Here is an 18,360-nt window from a genome sequence, read left to right as displayed (position 1 = left end):
AGGGCCGCTCGGGGCGACGCCCGACTACGGGCAGGTCAAGCCGCCGCAGTCCTCGCTCTTCGGATCAAAATCGCTGCATTTGCCGTTCGGCTGCAGGCCCCAGGTGCAATAGCTGAGGTAGTGGAAGCCGTCGATCGCATTGAACGTCATATTGACGTCCGAGAACACCGGCGCCCCGTAGCAGGCGTTTTTATCGTAGCCGCGGTAATAGATCTTGTCGCCGATCTCGACGTTCGAGTCCTGGAGCTTGATCACGCCGAAATCGCCGACCACGACCTCGCCCATCCCCATCGGCGCCGGGTTCGGCTGGGGCACGGGTTTGGCGTTCGAAACCCGCACCTTCACGCCGCCCCACGCGTTGTGGAAGTCCGCGTCCGTCGTCGAGCCGAGCTTCGCCACCTCCGCCGCGTCCGTGAACGCGTGCGGCGTCGGCACCGGCGCCGTCCCCGTCCGCGTCACGGCGCACGTGAAGGCGATCTGCGTCTGCGGCACCTTGCTCCCGTTCATCTCGTTCGCGCAGGCCGCGAGCAGGAACGAATCGGCCACGCCCGTGATGTCGAGCGTGTCGCCCGGCTTCACGTCGTCCGGGATCGCGTCGCCCGGCAGCGGATCGCCCTCGTAGTAGTTCGACAGCTTCGGGCAGTACGCCTTGTTGCCGCCGGGCGGGATCACCGCGGGCACGCCGTAGCTCAGCACCATCACCCCGGAGTACTCCTTCGTCTCCGTCAGGCCGGGCGCCGACACGAACACGCCCCACAGGCAGTTGCCCGCGTTGCTCTGCGAGACGAGGAACTTGTGGCTCATGGCCACGGCGCCCTTCACCCGCACGGGTGTCCCCTTCCCGACCGCGCCGGCGGCCTTGGCGTTCGTGATCTGCTCGATCGTCACCTCCTTGCCGTCGCACGTCGCGCCCCCGGCGCCGCCGTCGCCGCCGTCGCCGCCCGCGCCGCCTGTGCCGCCTGTGCCGCCTGTGCCGCCTGTGCCGCCGGTCGCCCCGCCGCCCGCCGGCCCCCCCGCTGGCTGGGCGATCCCGTCGCCCCGACACGCCGTCGAGAGAAGGACACAAAGCCCGAACGCGCACGCCGCGCTCGTACCCAGAACAGACCACTGCTTACGAAGGGACATGAAGGACCTCCTGCTCGCCGCTCGCCGCGCCGAAGAAAGATGCCCCGAGGCTACCACCGCCCCCTCCGCCCCGCCCGTCGGTCCGAACGTCCTGGCTCCCTCCGCCCTCCTCGCCGCTTCCGCGCCGCCCGCGTCTTCCCGCCCCGCCGCCCCTTTCCCGCACCTCGTCCCTTCCGCGTCTGCTGCCCACATCGAGTACGCCGGACTACACAACCTGGGACATGGGACCGGGAATAAAGCCGTTCGATGGGGGTTTGGGCCGCGCGATCGACGTCACCATGGCGTTGACACGGATCCGCCCACCGCTAGGATGCGCGCCGTTCGCTCGGGCCAGATCGTCAAGATCGCGAGATCCCGAGCCGAGGGGGCGCCGCCGTGCGGCTCTGGCGGACCCTCACCTGGTTTTACCGTGCAGCGACAAAGGGCGCTCAGGTGCGCGCTCTACCGAAGGAGGTCGGATTGTCTACCGACGTGATGATCGAGGCCAATGGGCTCACCAAGCGATACGGGGCGTTTCGCGCGCTCGACAAGGTGAGCTTCGAGGTCCACCGCGGGGAGGTGGTGGGCTTTCTCGGCCCGAACGGCGCCGGCAAGTCCACGACGATGCGTATTCTCACCTGCTTCATTTCCGCCACCGGCGGGACGGCGCGGGTGCATGGCTACGACGTATTCGACGATCCCCTCGAGGTCCGGAAGAAGATCGGCTACCTGCCCCAGCGCGCGCCCCTCTACGGGGAAATGAGCGTCTGGGAGTACCTGACCTTCGTCGCGGACATGCGTGGGCTCGAGACGTCCACGTTCAAGAAGCGCATGAAGAACATCGTCGAGGTCTGTGGCCTCGCGACGAGCCTCGGCAAGGACATCCGCGACCTGTCGCACGGCTACCGGCAGCGCGTCGGCCTCGCCCAGGCGCTCGTGCACGACCCGCCCATTCTCATCCTCGACGAGCCGACGAGCGACCTCGACCCGAACGAGAAGGCCGAGGTCATCAAGTACATCCAGGAGATCGGCAAGGAGCGCACGATCCTCCTCTCGACCCACAACCTGTCCGAGGTCGAGCAGGCGTGCGCGCGCGCGATCATCGTCTCGAAGGGGCGCATCGTCGCCGACGGGCCGCTCGAGGAGATCCGCGCGAAGAGCGGCCGCGTCCGCTACGTGGTCCAGGTGCACGAGAAGCGCGTCTTCGAGGGAGGCCCCGCGAAGAAGGCGCCGAGCGCCGAGGAAGTGCAAGCGGCCCTCGAGAAGCTGCCCGGCGTGACGAGCGTCGTGGAGCTGCCGACGGACGATCGCGCGCACAGCTTCCAGCTCGCGGGCGCGCAGGACGGCGACATCCGCGCAGAGATCTTCCAGCTCATCGTCTCGAAGGGCTGGCTCATGCTCGAGATGCGTCGGGAGGCGCAGAAGCTCGAGGACGTGTTCAAGGCGCTCACGAAGAACGACGAGCGCCGTGATCGCGGCCGTCCCGTCGTCGAAGACGACGAGGACGAGGCCGAGGCGTCCGCCGAAGACGAGGACGAGGACGAGGACACGTCCGCCGAAGACGAGTCCGACGAGGATGAGTCCGACGAGGACGAGGACGAAGACGAGTCCGACGAGGACGACAAGAAGAAGAAGGGCTGAACGCCGATGGGCACCACATTCATCATCGCGAAGCGCGAGTTCCGCTCGAACTTCGACTCGACGCTGGCCTACGTCGTGATCTGCCTCGGGCTGATCCTTCTGGGCTTCGTGTTCTTCGAGTTCGGGGGCGGCTTCTGGCAGCAGGACCGGGCCTCGCTCGTGCAGATCTTCGCGCAGGCGCCGCGGGGTTTGTCGTTCCTGATCATCCCCGTCGTGACGATGCGCCTCCTCGCGGAGGAGAAGCGCTCGGGCACGCTCGAGATGCTGATCACCCTGCCCGTGAAGGATCACGAGGTGATCCTGGGCAAATTCCTCGGGGCGTGGGGGCTCGTGCTCCTGCTCGTCGCCTCGACGCTGCTCTACCCGCTGCTCATGTTCTTCAAGCCCTGGGATCTCGGGCCGCTCGACATGGGCCCGGTCTACTCGGGGTACCTCGGCCTGCTGCTCTACAGCGCGGCGGCCGTCTCGATCGGCCTTCTGATCTCGGCGCTCGCGGAGAGCCAGACGGTCGCGTTCTTCATCACCTTCGTGGTGCTCTTCGCGCTTCACATGGTCGGCAGCGTGGCGGACAAGATGCCGACGCCCTGGCTGCGCGAGGCGATCTCGTTCATCAGCTTCGACACCCGCCTCGTGCCCTTCGCGAAGGGCATGATCAACACCCGTGACATCGTTTACTTCGCCTCGATCGCGGTGGGCTGCCTGATGGCGGCGTTCCGCGCGCTCGAGCGCCGGAAGTGGGCGTAGGAGGAAGGCCATGGAACGCAAGACCAAGGCCAGAGCGGCTACCGGCGTCTATCTCGTCCTCGTCGCGGCGATCCTCGTCGTCGTGAACGTCATCGCGTTCATCCAGAACAAGCGCATCGACGTGACGAAGAACGAGCGGTTCACCCTGTCGAAGGGATCGGCGCGCCTCGTCTCCGAGGGCCTCAAGCAAGACCTGCAGGTCGACGTCTACGTGACGCGCGGCGGTCCCAAGCAGGAGGCCTTCATCCAGGACCTCGTCGACCTGATGAACGAGTACGAGCGCGGCTCGAACGGCAAGTTCAAGTACACGCTCGTCGAGCCGAAGACCGAGGAGCAACGCACGGCCGCAAAGGAAGCGGGCCTGCAGGAAGCCGCCTTCGGTGAGGGCAGCGAGACGGGCCAGGATCAGGCCACGATCACGCGCGGCTTCATGGGCATCGCCTTCAAGTACGGCAGCGAAAAAGAGGCTATCCCGATCCTGTCCGCGGACCAGTCGCAGGGCCTCGAATTCTGGATCACCAACAAGATCCGGGAGCTCCGCGACCGCGCCGACAACGTCTACCAGAAGTACGGCGTCATCACGGGCAAGGACGAGATGAAGCTGACCGACACGAACCTCGTGGCGGCGCAGCCCGGCCGTGGCGGCGGTCCCTCGATGAAGGGGATCCTCGACCAGGCGCTGCCCTTCTACAAGATCGAGGAGGTCGACCTGCAGAACGGCGACGCCGAGATCAACAAGGAGCTCGCCGGCATCATCATCACGCAGCCCGGCAAGGACTACACGGAGAAGGAGCTCCGCCGCATCGATCAGTTCCTCATGGAGGGGAACAAGTCGGTCGTGGTGGTCGCGGGCGCCGTGAACCTCAAGGCCTCCGACGCGGCGATGAAGGCCGAGCTGAACCTCCACGGCCTGGACAAACTGCTCGACGGCTACGGCGTCGAGATGAAGAAGGAAGCGATCATGGACTGGGGTCGCCCCGTCCGGATCGCGGTCCCGACGCAGACCGGCCAGGTCATCGGCATCATCGGCTACGGCATGGCGCACGCGCAGCACGTCGACGGCCTCGACGAGAAGGAGCAGACGCTCGACTCGTCGTTCGCCGGCTTCTTCCGCATCGAGGAGCTCGCGTTCCCCTTCCCGTCGACGCTCGTCCCGCACCCGGAGAAGCAGCCGGGCGCGCAGATGAAGGTGGTCGCTCGCTCGACGCCGCGCAGCACGATCGACACCTCCGACGCGATCGACCTCAAGTTCTCCGCGCAGGCCAAGCCGAAGGGCGAGTACGGCCAGCGCGCGATGGCCGTCGCGCTCGAGGGCAAGATCAAGAGCGCGTTCGGCGGCGCGGGTGAAGGCATCGAGACGGCGGCCGAGTCGAAGGACAAGAGCCGTCTGCTCGTGATCAGCGCCTCGCAGTTCCTCGCGAACCCCTACGCGCGTTCGGGCAACGCGCCCCCGATGCCGCCGCAGATGATGATGATGGGCGGCATGGGCGGCGACGAGGATCTGCAGATGCTCTCGATGCCGTACGCCCAGAACTACCTGACGGCGACGATCCTCGCGTTCAAGAACGTCCTCGACTGGATGAGCGGCGACTCGGACCTCATCGCGACGAGCGCGAAGCTCCTTCAGGAGCCCAAGCTCACGTACGCGAACATCGAAGCGCCGAAGATCGACGCGACCGACGACGAGTCGACGGCGACGAAGAAGGCCGAGGAGTACCGCCTCGAGCGCAAGAAGACGCAGACGCGGGTGCAGTGGTCGCTCACGCTCTTCGGCCCCTTGCTCTTCGCGGCGTTCGGCCTCTTCCGCTGGTGGCGGCGTGAGAACGCGCGGGAATCCATCCGACTCGACTGACGACGAAGACGAAGGAAACCCATGAAGACCGAATACAAGATCTACGTGGCGATCGGCGTCCTCGCGGCCCTCGGCGGCGGCCTCTACGCCACGAGGCAGACGAAGCAGAAGGAGATGTCGGCCCACTCCGCGACCGCGGCGACGGCCGACTTCCCGGCGCTCGCGCCCTCGAAGGAGGACGTCGAGGCGATCACCAAGATCGAGATCAAGAACGCCGACAAATCGAGCGTCACGCTGGAGAAGAAGGGCGACGCATGGGAGCTCGTGGCTCCCGTGTCCGCCAAGGCGAACGCGTCGAACGTGCGGTCGCTCCTCGACAACTTGAAGGAGATCAAGGTCAAGGAGAGCATCGACCGCGGCACGGGCACCTACAAGCAGTACGAGCTCGACGACGAGAAGGGCGTCCACGTCCTCGCCTACAAGGGCGACGGCAAGATCTTCGACGCCTACTTCGGCAAGAGCGGCTCTCGTGGCCAGCTCGCGCGTGTCGGCGGCAAGGACGGCGTGTGGGTGGTCGGCGGCTACTCGAACTTCCTCTACACGCGTGAGGTCAAGAACTGGCGCGAGACGTCGATCCTCAAGTTCGAGGACGCGAACGTGATCCAGGTGTCCGTGACCAACACGAACGGCCAGTTCAGCTTCTCGAAGAACGACGAGAAGTGGGCGGGCTCGTACGCGAAGCGCGACAAGGACAAGAAGCTCGAGAAGCCCGAGAAGAAGTGGGAGAAGTTCGACGAGGCCAAGGTCAAGGACATGCTGCGCGCCTTCAAGTCCCTGACCGCCGAGGATTTCGGTGACGAGAAATCGGACGCCGGGATCGACGCGGCCGAGGCGAACGGCGGCGTGGTCCAGATCAAGCTCAAGGACAACGCCGGCGACATCACGGTCAAGGTCGGCAAGACGAGCAAGGGATCGAGCCGCTTCGCCCAGAAGGATGGCGGGGACGGCACGGTCTACGTGATCTCGTCGTGGTCGGGCGACTGGGCCACGGCGGATCGCGCCAAGTTCGAGAAGTCCGACGACAAGAAGAAGGACGAAAAGAAGGACGAACACGGCGCGGACGACGGCCACGGCCACGACGCGCCTCCCGAGCTCGAATAAACCGAGCCCGGTAGGTTCCGGACAGACGAAGGCTCCTTTTCGACCCGAGAAGGAGCCTTCGCCGTTTTGTGGCCCCGGTCGAGAAAGCTTGACCGGACGTTTCATGCGTTTTAGGCCGCAGAGGTCATGAAGGCCTCTTACCGCTGGATTCGCGAGCTCATCCCCGGTCTCGATGCTTCTCCCGAGGAGATCGGGCGGCGTCTCACGCACGCCGGGATCGAGGTCGAGGCGATCACCGAATTCGGCGAGGGCACGAAGACGCTCGTCGTGGCCGAGGTGAAGGCCTACGAACCGCACCCATCGCGAGCGAAGCTCAAGCTCGTCACGATCAACCGAGGCGGCGCCGAGCAGCGCATCGTCTGCGGCGCGCCGAACGTGCCCGAGCCGGGCGGCCTCGTGGCGTTTGCGCCCCTCGGCGCGCACCTGCCGGCCGTGAACATGACGCTCACGCCGCGCGAAATCGGCGGGGTCGTCAGCGAGGGCATGCTCTGCTCCGAGCGCGAGCTCGGCCTCTCCGCGGTCGCGAGCAAGGACGAGGACGCGGGGATCCTGATCCTGCCGAAGGGCCTCGCCGCGCCGGGCACGCCGCTCCGCGAGGCCATGCCCGAGGTGCACGACTACATCCTCCACCTTGGTTTGACCCCCAACCGTCCGGACGCGCTCGGCCACATCGGCCTCGCCCGCGAGATCGCGGCGCTCTTCAACCTGCCGTGGAAAAAGCCCACGCCGAAGGCGCCCGCGCGCTTCGCCGAGGGCGAGACCGTGTCGCGCCACGTGTCCGTGCGGATCGACGACACCGAGCGTTGCCCGCGGTACGGCGCGGGCCTCGTGCTCGGCGTGACGATCGGCCCCTCGCCCACGTGGCTGCGCTACCGACTCGAGAGCCTCGGCGTTCGTTCGATCTCGAACGTCGTCGACGTGACGAACCTCGTGCTGCTCGAGTACGGGCAGCCGATGCACGCGTTTGATCTGAACGACGTGCGCGGCAGCCAGATCCTCGTGCGCCGCGCCACGCCGGGCGAACCCCTGAAGACGCTCGACGGCGAGGATCGCAAGCTCGACGTGGATGATCTCGTGATCGCGGACGCCGAGGGGCCCACCGCGCTCGCGGGCATCATGGGCGGCGCGAACAGCGAGATCCACGCCAGCACCACGCGCGTGCTCCTCGAATGCGCCTACTTCGCGCCGCGCAGCGTGCGGCGCACCGCGCGCAGGCACGGCATGCACACCGAGTCGAGCCACCGCTTCGAGCGCGGCGTCGATCACGGCTCGCTCGAAGACGCGCTCGCCTACGCGACCACGCTGCTCACGGAGCTCGCGGGCGGCGCAGCAGCGCGCGAGCCGATCCTCGCGGGCGCGAAGATCCCGGCCCGCGAGCCCGTGCGCCTGCGCGCCGCGCGTATGAATGCGCTCCTCGGCACGGACGTCCCGCTCCCCGAGGCGACCGACATCCTCACGCGCCTCGGCTTCGAGGTCCGCGGCACGCACGGCGAAGGCGAACAAGCGTATGCCGACGTCATCCCGCCCTCGCACCGGCCCGACATCGCCGGCGAGGCGGATCTCGTCGAGGAGGTCGTCCGCGTGCGTGGCCTCGGCACCGTGCCGACGGTGCTCCCGGCCCTGCGGCCGCAGCCCCCGCGCCACGCGTTCGACCTCTCGCTCCGCGTGCGCGGCGCGGCCGTCTCCGTGGGGCTCTCGGAGGCGATCACGTACGGCTTCGTCTCGCCCGAGGAGATCGAAGCGCTCGGCCTGCCGCCAGCGCCGTTCCGCCTCTTGAACCCGCTCACGCAGGACCGCTCCGTGATGCGCACGTCGTTGCTCCCGGGCCTGCTCGAAGCTGTGCGGCGCGCTCGCAGGCATGGCGTCCCCGACATCCGTCTCTTCACAGTTGGCGCGCGGTTCCTCGCCGATCCCACGCGCGCGCCGCTCGCCGACGAAGCCCCCTCGTTCGCCGCGGTGCTCGCCGGTTACCGTCGCTCGCCGCTGCAAAAGCCGGTCGAGGTCGACGTGTACGACGCGAAGGGCGTGGCCCTCGAGATCGTCGAGCGCGTCACCCACGAAAAGGCCGACGTCGCGCACCAGCCCGAGGCGACACGCGCGCCGTACCTGCACCCGCGCGCGGCGGGGCAGATCCTCGTGAAGGGGCGCGTCGTCGGCGCGTTCGGCGTCCTGCATCCCGACGTCGTCGACAAGCTCGACCTCGATGGCTCCGCGGTCATCGTGGAGCTCGATCTCCGCGCCCTCGCCGAGGTCGGCGCGGCGCGCCCGCAGTACCGCCCGATCCCGACCCTGCCCGCCGCGACGCGCGACATCGCGCTCGTCGTCTCGGACGAGGTCGAGGCGGGCGCGGTCGGCACGGCCATCCGCGAGGCCGGCGGTGAGCTCTGCGAGTCCGTGGAGGTCTTCGACCTCTTCCGCGGCGGCAGCATCCCCGCGGGCCACCGCTCCCTCGCCTTCCACGTCGTCTATCGCGACCCGCGCGCCGCGACCGCCCCCGAGCAGGCGCGCACCCTCACGGACGAGGAAGTCGACCGGCGACACAAGTCCGTCGTCGAGACCGTCCACGCCCGCTTCGGCGCCACGCTCCGCGCCTGAGCTCCGTCCCTCCTCCTTGCAGCACGTCCACAAAATTCCTACCGCGTTGCGCGGACGGACGCCTTTTCGCGTGCGGCCGTAGCGTGGGCGGCCCCTGAACGAGAGTTCTCGCCGGCAACGATTGACGGGCTCGGTCCACCCGGAAAACACTGAAATTTGCTATCGGGGCCCGCGAGCGCTCGCGGCGAACCTGGCCCTTCCCTCCTCGCGAGCGCTCTCTGGTCCCCTGTCGACCCCTCAAGGACGGGACGGAGGACCATGGCGGAGACCCACATCACTGGGAAACACCTTCGGGCAGGGCTCGTGTGGCTCGGCCTCACGAGCGCCTTCGCGCCGGCGATCGCGCACGCGCAGCCCTACCAGTTCGACACGAGCGAAGCGACGTTCGACACGACGTACGCGCAGACCACCATCAGCCTGAGCGGCACGATCAAGAACCGCGCGGGCCAGGCGATCACGGGCGCCACGGTGACCGTCCTCGCCTGGGGCGACGGCGTGACGAACGCGGGCAAGACGGCGACGACGAACGCGTCCGGCGGCTTCACGATCACGGGCCTCAAGCGCCGGAACGTGCTGCTCAAGATCACCGCCTCCGGCCACTACAGCGAGATCATCCCCGTCGACCTGCACCGGCCGACGAGCGAGACGATCACGAGCACGGGCACGATCTCCATGAACCCGACGAAGGCGGGCCGCGTGCGCCTGATCTTCGGCGGCGACACCATGCTCGGCCGCCGCTTCACCGACCTCGACGCCGACGGCATCGAAGGCGAGGCGGGCGACCTCATCCGCCCTGCGAGCCGCGCCGCCGACGCGCAGGCGATCTTCTCCTACGTGCGCGACGCCCTCTCGTCCGCGGACTACACGGTCGTCAACCTCGAGTCCCCGATCACCTCGGACACGAGCACGCCGCATCCGTACAAGGACTACACGTTCTTCTCGTACCCCGAGACGCTCGCAGGTCTCACGTACGCGGGCATCGACGGCGTCGACCTCGCGAACAACCACATCTTCGACTACCTCACGACCGGCGTGACCGACTCGATGCTCCACGTCTCGAACGCGGGGCTCGACTGGTGTGGCGTGGGCTCGAACGATACGAACGCCGAGGGCACCACGATCTTCCGCACGCTGAACAACGTGCCGCTCTCGCTGCTCGGCTTCAGCGAGCTCGTCTCCGACGGCTCGACGGAGCTCGACTACCTGCTCGTCGCCCGTGATCCGGACAAGGCGGGCGCGCTCGAGGCGTCGAACGCGAACATGAACGCGTTCATCGACGCCGAGACACCCGAGCGCTTCGCGATCCCCATGATCCACGGCGGCGTGGAGTACAGCGAGTTCCCTTCGAACTCGATGCGCTCGAAGTTCATCTCGCTCGCGAACCGGGGAGCCGGGATCGTCGTCGCCCACCACACGCACACCGCGCAGGGCATCGGCCTCGTGAACGTGGGCGGGACGCCGCGCTTCGTGCTGATGTCCCTCGGCAACTTCGTCTTCGATCAGGACGTCCACGAGACCTTCCAGTCGATCCTCGCGATCGCGGACGTCGACGTGCTCGCGGGCGGCGGCTTCGACGTCGCGCGGCTGGATCTCATCCCGATCAGCATCGAGGGCTACGTACCGAAGCTCCTCGCGGGCGACGGGCTCGCGCGCACGGGGCGGCATTTCGGGCACCTCTCGACGCACCTACCGAAGAACCCGGCCGGCCAGAACATCGCGGACGGGCTCTCTGGCGCCGTCGTGTTCCCCACGGGGCACCGCATCGTCGCGCTCCGCTCGACCTCGCAGTACACGACGTCGACGACGAACCAGTCGCTGAACGCGCCCGTCACGAGCCAGACGACCGGGCCCATCGCGTTCACGCGGAACGCGCCTTCGGACTCGCTCTCGTACGTGAAGTCGAGCGCGAGCGCGACGGTCGAGTGGGGCCGCGAGCTGCTCATCAACGGGGACTTCGAGGATTCCGACGTCGACGGCGATTTCAGCGAAGGGAGGGCGTGGGACCAGAGCACGGTCCGCTACGTGGAGAACAGCGTCGTGCGCAGCGGCATGGGCGCCCTCGTGATGCTGCGGAACGCGTCGAACTCGACGGAGATCACGGTCTTCAACAACAACCGCGTGTCCTTCCCCGGCGGCTCGAAGCTCACGATCACGGGCTGGATCCGCGGCGACAACGCAGGCCCCTTCGCGCTCACGACGCGCATGTACAGCGACAGCGGCACGACGCTGAGCACGACCGACTCGTACACGAAGACCGCGAGCACGTACGGCTGGACGCAGTTCATCGTGAACGTCACGGCCGCCTCGAACGCGACGAGCGCGCGCTTCTACTTCAGGACCTCGCCCCCGGCGACGGGCGAGGCGCGCATCTTCATCGACGACTTCAGCCTCATCCGCTGGGAGAAGAGCTCGATCTACGCCTTGAACGGCTTCGAGATCCCCGCGCCGAACAACTGGAGCCACGTGCGCTTCACCAACGTGGCCTCGGGCGTCTCCTCGCTCGGCGTCACGCTCGGGCACCGCACGTTCACCGCGCTCTAGGCGGAATCCTCCGCCAGAAGCCTCGACCAAAAAGCCTTCACCTCATCGATGCGCTCGGTGCGCGCGGCCGGCGGTAACCCGTCGAGCAGGAGCGCGCCGTAGCCGCGCGTCCGCACCCGCCTATCGAGGATCGCCACGATCCCCCGATCCTGCCGCGTTCGGATCAGCCGGCCGAACCCTTGCTTCAGCGTGATCGCCGCTTGCGGCACGGTGTACGTCGCGAACGGGGAATGCCCCGCCTGCTCGATCGCCTGGGAGCGCGCGACGACCACGGGATCCGTGGGCACGGCGAACGGGATCTTGTCGATCACCACGAGCCGGAGCGCGTCGCCTGGCACATCCACGCCCTCCCAAAAGCTCATCGTGGCCACGAGGACCGCGTGGTGCGCGGCGCGGAACTTCGAGAGCAGCATCCGCTTCGGCGCCTGCCCCTGCACCATGAGCGGCCCCGGCACCCGGCCCGCGAGCGCACGGCCGAGCGCGACCATGGAACGGTTGGAGGTGCAAAGAACGAACGCGCCGCCGCCCACGATGTCGACGAGCTCCACGATCCGATCCGCCGACGCCGCGAGGAACGAGGGATCCGAGGCCTCCGGCAGATCCCGCGGCGTGTAGAGCAGCGCGCGCGACGCGTAGTCGAACGGCGACGGTACGACGAGCTCGTCGACCGGCACCGTGAGGCGCTCGTCGAGGCCGAGGCGCGTGCGCAAGAACCGGAAGTCGTCCGACGCTCGGGGGCTACGCTCGGACGGGCCGAGCTTCGCCCCCGAACCCCCCGCTTTTGCGGTCATCGTCGCGCTCGTCAGCACCACGCCGCCGATCCGCTCGAAGACGCCTTCGCGGAAGAGCCAGCCGACGTCCACCGCCGACGCGCCCACCGACACGGAGCGCGCGCGCACCTCGACCCACGTCACCTGGTTCGACTTGCCATCCACGATCTTCGCCGCGTCCGTGCGGAGCGTCTCCGCGCGCGTGCCCACGAGCCCGACCGCCTCCGTGATCGCGTGCGCCGACGCGTACCCCGCGAGCGCTTCAAGCGCCTCGTCGAAGTGGTGATACGCATCCACGAGCTCACCCGCCCACACCTCGCGCTTCAGCTCCACGCGCCCCTCGCGCGCCGCCTCGCCGGCGACACGCGCGACCGCCGCGAAAAATCGGTCCGCTGCTTCGCGCACGAGCGCCACGATCGCGGTCCCCTCCCCTCGCCCGAGGATCCGATCGGCGAGCCCGCTCGCGATGAAGGCGCGATCGGCGTCCCGCAGCATCGAGTCGACGCGTGATCCCGAGATGCGCGTCCCGAAGAACTCGGTCGCGATGTCCTCGAGCTCGTGCGCCTCGTCGAAGATCACCGCGTCGTACGGAGGCAACGCGCCCGCGCCGGGGACGTTGCCGCGGCCGAGCTTCAGCGAGAGATCCGCGAAGAAGAGGTGATGGTTCACCACGAGCACGCGCGCTTCCTCGGCCTCACGTTTCATGCGCGTGACGAAGCATTTTTCGAAGAACGGGCACGCCGATCCGATGCGCGTCTCGCTCGACGAGCATACCTCGCGCCGGATCGGATCCGACTCGGCGAGCGTGACGAGCTCCGAGAGATCACCGACCTCCGTCTCGCGCGCCCACGCCTCCACGACCGGCAACGAGCGCATCACGCCCGCTTCGTGGTGCGCCTCGGGGCTCGTCCGAAGCTCGTCGAAGCGCCGCAGGCAGAGGTAGTTCCCGAGCCCCTTCACGAGCGCGGCCGAGACGTGCAGGCCGAGGTACTCGGCCACGAGCGGCAGGTCCTTGGCAAAGATCTGCTCTTCGAGCGCCTTCGTCGCCGTGGAGATCACGACCTTGCGCCCGCTCAGGATCGCCGGGACGAGGTACGCGAGCGTCTTGCCCGTGCCCGTGCCCGCCTCGCAGAGCAGCACGCGATCCTCGTCGAGCGCGCGCTCCACCGCGTCGGCCATCGCGAGCTGCCCCTCGCGATCCTCGTAGCCCTCGAACGCCCGCGCGAGCGGCCCGCTCGGTCCGAGCAGCCGCCGCGCACGCCCTTCCCTTGCTGGCTCTTCTTGCCCCGCGTCGGCCTCGACGTCGTCGTCGTAGCTCACTACGACCGCGACGCCGCCTTCTCGAGCGAGAGCGCGAAGCCGACCTCGATCATCGCCTCGTCGAGCCCCGCCACGCGCTTCTCGAAGGAAACCTCGAACCAGCTATCGAGCGTGCGCTCTTCGTCACTCGGATCCGGCAGGCGCGTGACCTGCGTCCCGACCTCGTGATACCCGCGTTCCCGCGCGGCGACGCCAAGCGCGCGCGCGCGCTCGAACATGTCGTCGTCAGGGTCGTGCGGGAAATCGGTGCGCTGCGCGCGGAGCACGAGGGCCACCGCGACCTCGCCGGCGTGCACGCGCACGCCCGAGTCCATGATGAGGTTTTCCCGCGCGCGTTCGGCGACGTGCACGACGTCACCGCGCGTGCGGTACACCTCGAACCCTGCGGCGATCAAAGCTTTTTTGACTTCGGCCGGCGTCGGCATCGTCCGATCGTTCCGGGCCCCCCAGATTATTTGGACCGGGCCCAAGGCTCGCAACTTCGTGAAGAAACGTCAAGAGGTGGCTCGGCCTCGCGCGCCACGGTCGCCGCGTCGAGAAACGCGACGCCCACGATCGCGCCGCCGAGCTCCACCTGGATCCAGACGACCCGTCCCGATCGCGAGCCCTCGTCGCCGAGACTCACGTCGAAGCAGTCGCCGAGCCCCACGGGCTCGTCGAGGATCGCGCGCAACCCACCCAGGCTGATGTTGAGCGCGAAGCCGTGCACCTCCCGCTCTCCGCGACGAAACACGACCCGTTCGGTGAATGGACGGCGCGTCGAGGCGCGACGCCCGAGCTTGGCCAGGGTGGGAGGAGCGCACGTGGTCGGCGTCAAAGAGCGGCGTTTCACGAGGCTCGGGAGCGTAGCAGCGAGCCTCGTGTTGTCAGCCGACGTACGGCTTTTCCGGTCAGGTCCGCCCGGGGCTCAATGCGTGGCGTTCGGGGCGTGGCCGCTCGAACCGTCGTCGGGCTCCTGGAACACGGGGGCGGGCTCGAGGACGTTGAGCTGATCACGCTTCAGCTTGAGGCCTTTGTCCGAGAAGAAGAGGTCGTTCTCGTCGAGGCGCGATCGCACGCGGCCGATGAACAGGATCGGGTCGCCCTCGCGGGTGTAGCCGAGCTGGACGATCGCGCCCTTCGGCCAGGATCCGCCTTCGAACGTGAGCTCCCGACGCAGCGTGTAAAACCCTTCGGGCGTGAGCTTCTTCAACGTGCCCGCCCAGTTCAGCCCGCGGAACTCGATGCCCGGGCCGTGGAAATGCCAGCGGTTGTGGATGTTGTGGTCGGGCGCGATGACCTGAGGAAGGCCGCTGTCCGAGTGATTGTGGAAATACACGATCGTGTTGGCAGGGACCTTCTGCTCGTTGCCCGGAAGCGGCTGCGACGTCAGGTAGAGCCCGCAATCCGGCAGCATGTTTTTCGGTGTGGCCATGGGACCCGGAGCTTACTCATCACGCGCCGGGCGGTCGAGCCGTTCGACGAGGCCCACGGAAGCCTTCTCCCCCAGCGCCTCCCTCTTGAAGTCGTGCTATGCCGGGGCCTCGGTTGATCCCCTGCGAGGCATCTGACCCTCGCCACGCCGGATGCGGAGCTCGAGCACGTGAACAAGTTGACAAGCATCCTGGGCGGCTTCGCCGTCATCGCCATCGCCCTCGTCTTCATCGTCCAGTTCCGGCCGAACGCAGGGCAGCAGATGGTCGAGTCTGCGAGGTGCGCCGTGGAGATCCGCGGGAGCTGCATCTCCTCGGGCCATTTCTGGGCCTCGTATCGCATGCTCGCCCCGCGCGGCGCCGATCAGGAGTGGATGCGGCAGCGCAACCTCCGCAAGATCACGGCCGAAGGCCTGGTCGAGCGGCAGCTCCTCAACGAGGACGCGAAGCGGCTCGGGATCACGATCTCGGAGGACGAGCTCAACGCTGAGCTCACCTCGGGCCGGATGCACGTCTCGATGCCGCTCTCGCCCGTCATGATGCCCGACGGCCGCGTCGTCGATCCGCGCGGCGCCGCGTACATGGGTCTCGGCGGCCCGATGGTCCGCTACCTGAACGTCAAGAATCGGCAGACCGGAAAGTTCGACCTCAAAGCATATGAGCGCGAGGTCCGCATGGTCGCCAAGATGAGCCCGCAGGAGTTCCGCGAGTACCAGAAGGAAGAGATCATCGCGGCGCGCATGCGTGAGCTCGTGCGCTCGCGCGCGGTCGTGGGCGACGCCGAGGCGTTCGCGCGGTACAACCAGGACAAGTCGACGGCCTCCGTCTCCTATGTCCGCCTCGACAAACGTTTCTTCGCGGATCTCGTGGCCGACAAGTCGCAGAAGGCGATCGACGCGTGGGTCGCGCTGAACAAGGAGGAGGAGGAGCGCGCGTGGAACTCGCGCAAGTCCTCGTACCTGCCCGAGTGTCGCGTGACCCGCCACATCCTCGCGAAGATCGATCAGGACAACGCCGATCCCGCGGACGCCAAGGCGAAGGCCAAGGAGAAGATCGAGCAGGCGAAGGCGCGGCTCGACAAGGGCGAGAGTTTTGCCGATGTGGCGCGCGCGATGAGCGAGGACGGCAGCGCCGAGCGCGGCGGCCTTCTCGGCTGCGTGACGAAGGGCAGGATGGTGAAGCCCTTCGAAGACGCGATGCTCAAGGCCGAGCCCGGCAAGGTGACGGACATCGTCGAGAGCGAGTTCGGGTATCACCTCGTGCTCGTCGACAAGGTCGCGAAGGATCTCGAAGCCGAGGCCGTGGGCCGCGCCGAGGTCGACGAGGACCTCTACCTCAAGTTCGAGACCGAGCGCCTGACGGCCGAGGCCGCGAAGACGATCCTCGCCGCGGTGAAGGGCGGCAAGACGCTCGACCAGGCCGTCGAGACCTACCTCTCCGAGCTCGAGGCGAAGCTCGCCAAAAAGGACGAGAAGAAGGACGACAAGGCGAAGAAGGGCGACAAGAAAGACGAGAAGAAGGACGAGGCGAAGAAGGACGAGGCCGCGGCCGAGTCGCCCGTGCGCAAGCACCCGCAGCGCCCCGTCGTGGAGTCGAGCCTCCCCTTCAACACCTCGGGTAGCCCGATCCCCGGCATGATGCCGGGCTCGAACGCCGCGACGCAGGCCTTCAAGCTGGAGAAGCCGGGCGACGCCGCGGACGAGATCATCCAGCTGTTCAACGGCTACGCCGTGATGGTCCTGAAGGAGAAAAAGCCCGCCTCGAAGGAGGAGTGGGAGAAGGACCGCCCGACGTTCATGGCCCAGTTCCGCGACGAGAAGCAGGAGGACGCGCTCGTCGCCTACATCTCGCGCCTGCGCAACACGCTCGGAACGGAGATCAAGTTCGGGGGCGCGGAGTTCACGACGGAAGCAAAGCCGCCCAAGGAAGGCGGCGAGGACCTGGGAGAGTAGCGGAACGGCTCCGAATGCATCATTCGTGAGGGCGGATGCTGCTCCACCACGACCTCGTCCTCCCGAACGGACTTCCTCTCGTCATCGTCCCGCAGCCGAGCGTGCACCGCGCGGTTGCGGCGCTCTTCCTGCGCACGGGCTCCCGCTTCGAAACCTCCAAGACGAACGGGCTCTCGCACTTCCTGGAGCACATGGTCTTCCGGGGGACGAAGGATCTCCCCTCGGCCCACGCGCAGGCCCTCGCGTTCGAGCGGCTCGGCGGCACGCTCTACGCCGCGACGTACGTGGATCACGGCGTGATGAGCATCTCCGTGCCGCCGCGGAACTTCGAGCAGGTGATCTCTCTGCTCGGTGAGGTGACGACGGATCCGCGTTTTTCCGATCTCGAGATCGAGCGCGGGATCGTGCGCGAGGAGATCCTCGAGGATCTCGACGACGACGGTCGGATCATCGACGCCGACAACCTCGCGCGCGCCTTGATGTACCAGGATCACCCGCTCGGCTACACGATCACGGGCGGGCTCGACACGCTCGCGCTCTTCGACGCATCGATGCTGCGCACCCACCACGCGCGGCACTACACGACGTCGAACGCGGTCCTCTGCCTCTCGGGCAACCTCGATCCGGACCGCGTGATCAAGGCGGCCGAACGCGCCTTCGCCACGATGCCCAAGGGCAGCCGCATCGGCGCGGTCCCGCCGCCGAACGGCCAGAAGAAGCCGCGCTTCTCGTTCATCGAGAACCAGTCGAGCCAGACGGAACTTCGCGTCGCGTTCCGCGCGGTGAGCGAAAAAGACAAGCTCGAGCCGAGCGTGGAGATGCTCCTGCGCGTGCTCGACGACGGCATGTCGACGCGCCTCTACGAGCGCATCTGCGACCGGCTCGGCCTCTGTTACGACGTCTCGGGCATGTTCGAGGCGTACGAGGACGACGGCGTCGTCGACATCGCCGCGGGCGCGGCGCACGAGCGCGCGACCGTGGTGCTGAAGGAGATCTACGCGCTCGTCCACGAGCTCGCGTCGCACGGGCCCACGCCCGAGGAGCTCGACAAGGCGAAGAACCGTCACCTCTGGTCCGTCGAGGCGATGCTCGACGACGCCGAGGCCGTGGCGAGCTTCTACGGCCTCGCCGCCTTCGCGAGCATCGCGCGGACGCCGATGGCCCGGCACGAGGAGCTCGCCAGCGTCACGATCGCCGACGTGCGGGATGCCGCGCAGCGCGTGTTCCGTCCCGAGCGGATGAGCACGGTCGCGGTGGGCCTGCTCAGCCGCGCGGAAGAGGGGCGGATGGAGCGGGCCGTCAAGGGATTTGGGGGATAACGCACCCCA

General features: G+C 67.8%; 13 protein-coding genes. 8 read left to right on the top strand and 5 right to left on the bottom strand.

The genetic code is table 11. The annotated features are described in order from the left end of the window. Positions 1 to 24: 24 nt before the first annotated feature. Entirely contained in the window at positions 25 to 1,125 is a 1,101-nt protein-coding gene (locus POL67_RS20720) for a hypothetical protein (RefSeq protein ID WP_271919623.1), read from the bottom strand. A 459-nt stretch (positions 1,126 to 1,584) separates the two neighbouring features. On the opposite strand from POL67_RS20720, the gene POL67_RS20715 reads away from it, so the two are divergent. The 6 genes from POL67_RS20715 (at position 1,585) to POL67_RS20690 (ending at position 11,578) form a co-directional block, all read left to right on the top strand. After that, positions 1,585 to 2,745, top strand: coding sequence for an ABC transporter ATP-binding protein (locus tag POL67_RS20715; protein WP_271919621.1), 1,161 nt, complete (start codon positions 1,585 to 1,587; stop codon positions 2,743 to 2,745). 6 nt (positions 2,746 to 2,751) lie between these two features. Beyond that, positions 2,752 to 3,489 carry an ABC transporter permease gene (locus tag POL67_RS20710; RefSeq protein ID WP_136932552.1) on the top strand — a complete coding sequence of 246 codons (738 nt, stop codon included), beginning with the start codon at positions 2,752 to 2,754 and terminating at the stop codon, positions 3,487 to 3,489. A gap of 10 nt (positions 3,490 to 3,499) precedes the next feature. Next, entirely contained in the window at positions 3,500 to 5,341 is a 1,842-nt protein-coding gene (locus POL67_RS20705; RefSeq protein ID WP_271919617.1) for a GldG family protein, read from the top strand. Positions 5,342 to 5,362: 21 nt separating this feature from the next. Next, the gene (locus tag POL67_RS20700) at positions 5,363 to 6,442 is read left to right on the top strand and encodes a DUF4340 domain-containing protein (RefSeq protein WP_271919615.1); all 1,080 of its coding nucleotides are present in this window, start codon (positions 5,363 to 5,365) and stop codon (positions 6,440 to 6,442) included. 126 nt (positions 6,443 to 6,568) lie between these two features. Continuing rightward, entirely contained in the window at positions 6,569 to 9,037 is a 2,469-nt protein-coding gene (pheT, locus tag POL67_RS20695; protein ID WP_271919613.1) for a phenylalanine--tRNA ligase subunit beta, read from the top strand. 258 nt (positions 9,038 to 9,295) lie between these two features. Continuing rightward, complete coding sequence (locus tag POL67_RS20690) at positions 9,296 to 11,578, top strand: CapA family protein (protein ID WP_271919611.1); 2,283 nt, start codon at positions 9,296 to 9,298, stop codon at positions 11,576 to 11,578. On the opposite strand, the gene POL67_RS20685 is transcribed toward POL67_RS20690, so the two are convergent. The 4 genes from POL67_RS20685 to POL67_RS20670 all read right to left on the bottom strand — a co-directional run bounded on the left by POL67_RS20685 (position 11,575) and on the right by POL67_RS20670 (position 15,082). After that, positions 11,575 to 13,668 carry an ATP-dependent DNA helicase gene (locus tag POL67_RS20685; RefSeq protein WP_271919609.1) on the bottom strand — a complete coding sequence of 698 codons (2,094 nt, stop codon included), beginning with the start codon at positions 13,666 to 13,668 and terminating at the stop codon, positions 11,575 to 11,577. The two genes, POL67_RS20690 and POL67_RS20685, sit on opposite strands and share 4 nt — an antisense overlap. Beyond that, on the bottom strand, positions 13,668 to 14,093 hold the full coding sequence (locus tag POL67_RS20680; protein WP_271919607.1) for a hypothetical protein: 426 nt from the start codon (positions 14,091 to 14,093) through the stop codon (positions 13,668 to 13,670). The genes POL67_RS20685 and POL67_RS20680 overlap by 1 nt, the downstream gene beginning before the upstream one ends. A gap of 26 nt (positions 14,094 to 14,119) precedes the next feature. Further along, positions 14,120 to 14,500 (bottom strand): PilZ domain-containing protein, encoded by a 381-nt coding sequence (locus tag POL67_RS20675; protein WP_271919605.1) that lies wholly within the window; start codon positions 14,498 to 14,500, stop codon positions 14,120 to 14,122. A gap of 75 nt (positions 14,501 to 14,575) precedes the next feature. Further along, positions 14,576 to 15,082, bottom strand: a complete 507-nt coding sequence (locus POL67_RS20670) for a hypothetical protein (protein ID WP_136968478.1) — start codon at positions 15,080 to 15,082, stop codon at positions 14,576 to 14,578. A gap of 168 nt (positions 15,083 to 15,250) precedes the next feature. Here POL67_RS20670 and POL67_RS20665 point away from each other — a divergent pair, with 168 nt between their 5' ends. Continuing rightward, on the top strand, positions 15,251 to 17,032 hold the full coding sequence (locus tag POL67_RS20665; protein WP_271919602.1) for a peptidylprolyl isomerase: 1,782 nt from the start codon (positions 15,251 to 15,253) through the stop codon (positions 17,030 to 17,032). Between the two features lie 35 nt (positions 17,033 to 17,067). Then, the gene (locus POL67_RS20660; protein WP_271919600.1) at positions 17,068 to 18,351 is read left to right on the top strand and encodes a M16 family metallopeptidase; all 1,284 of its coding nucleotides are present in this window, start codon (positions 17,068 to 17,070) and stop codon (positions 18,349 to 18,351) included. Positions 18,352 to 18,360 lie beyond the last annotated feature (9 nt).

The organism is Polyangium mundeleinium, from assembly GCF_028369105.1.
Taxonomy (GTDB): domain Bacteria; phylum Myxococcota_A; class Polyangia; order Polyangiales; family Polyangiaceae; genus Polyangium; species Polyangium mundeleinium.
This window is presented reverse-complemented; position numbering and strand designations above follow the sequence as displayed.

What these genes read in the sequence shown, in the direction of transcription:
- POL67_RS20720 (WP_271919623.1), bottom strand. Translation starts at nt 1,125, where the DNA reads ATGTCCCTTCGTAAGCAGTGGTCTGTTCTGGGTACGAGCGCGGCGTGC.
- POL67_RS20710 (WP_136932552.1), top strand. Translation starts at nt 2,752, where the DNA reads ATGGGCACCACATTCATCATCGCGAAGCGCGAGTTCCGCTCGAACTTC.
- POL67_RS20705 (WP_271919617.1), top strand. Translation starts at nt 3,500, where the DNA reads ATGGAACGCAAGACCAAGGCCAGAGCGGCTACCGGCGTCTATCTCGTC.
- POL67_RS20700 (WP_271919615.1), top strand. Translation starts at nt 5,363, where the DNA reads ATGAAGACCGAATACAAGATCTACGTGGCGATCGGCGTCCTCGCGGCC.
- pheT (WP_271919613.1), top strand. Translation starts at nt 6,569, where the DNA reads ATGAAGGCCTCTTACCGCTGGATTCGCGAGCTCATCCCCGGTCTCGAT.
- POL67_RS20690 (WP_271919611.1), top strand. Translation starts at nt 9,296, where the DNA reads ATGGCGGAGACCCACATCACTGGGAAACACCTTCGGGCAGGGCTCGTG.
- POL67_RS20680 (WP_271919607.1), bottom strand. Translation starts at nt 14,093, where the DNA reads ATGCCGACGCCGGCCGAAGTCAAAAAAGCTTTGATCGCCGCAGGGTTC.
- POL67_RS20670 (WP_136968478.1), bottom strand. Translation starts at nt 15,082, where the DNA reads ATGGCCACACCGAAAAACATGCTGCCGGATTGCGGGCTCTACCTGACG.
- POL67_RS20660 (WP_271919600.1), top strand. Translation starts at nt 17,068, where the DNA reads ATGCTGCTCCACCACGACCTCGTCCTCCCGAACGGACTTCCTCTCGTC.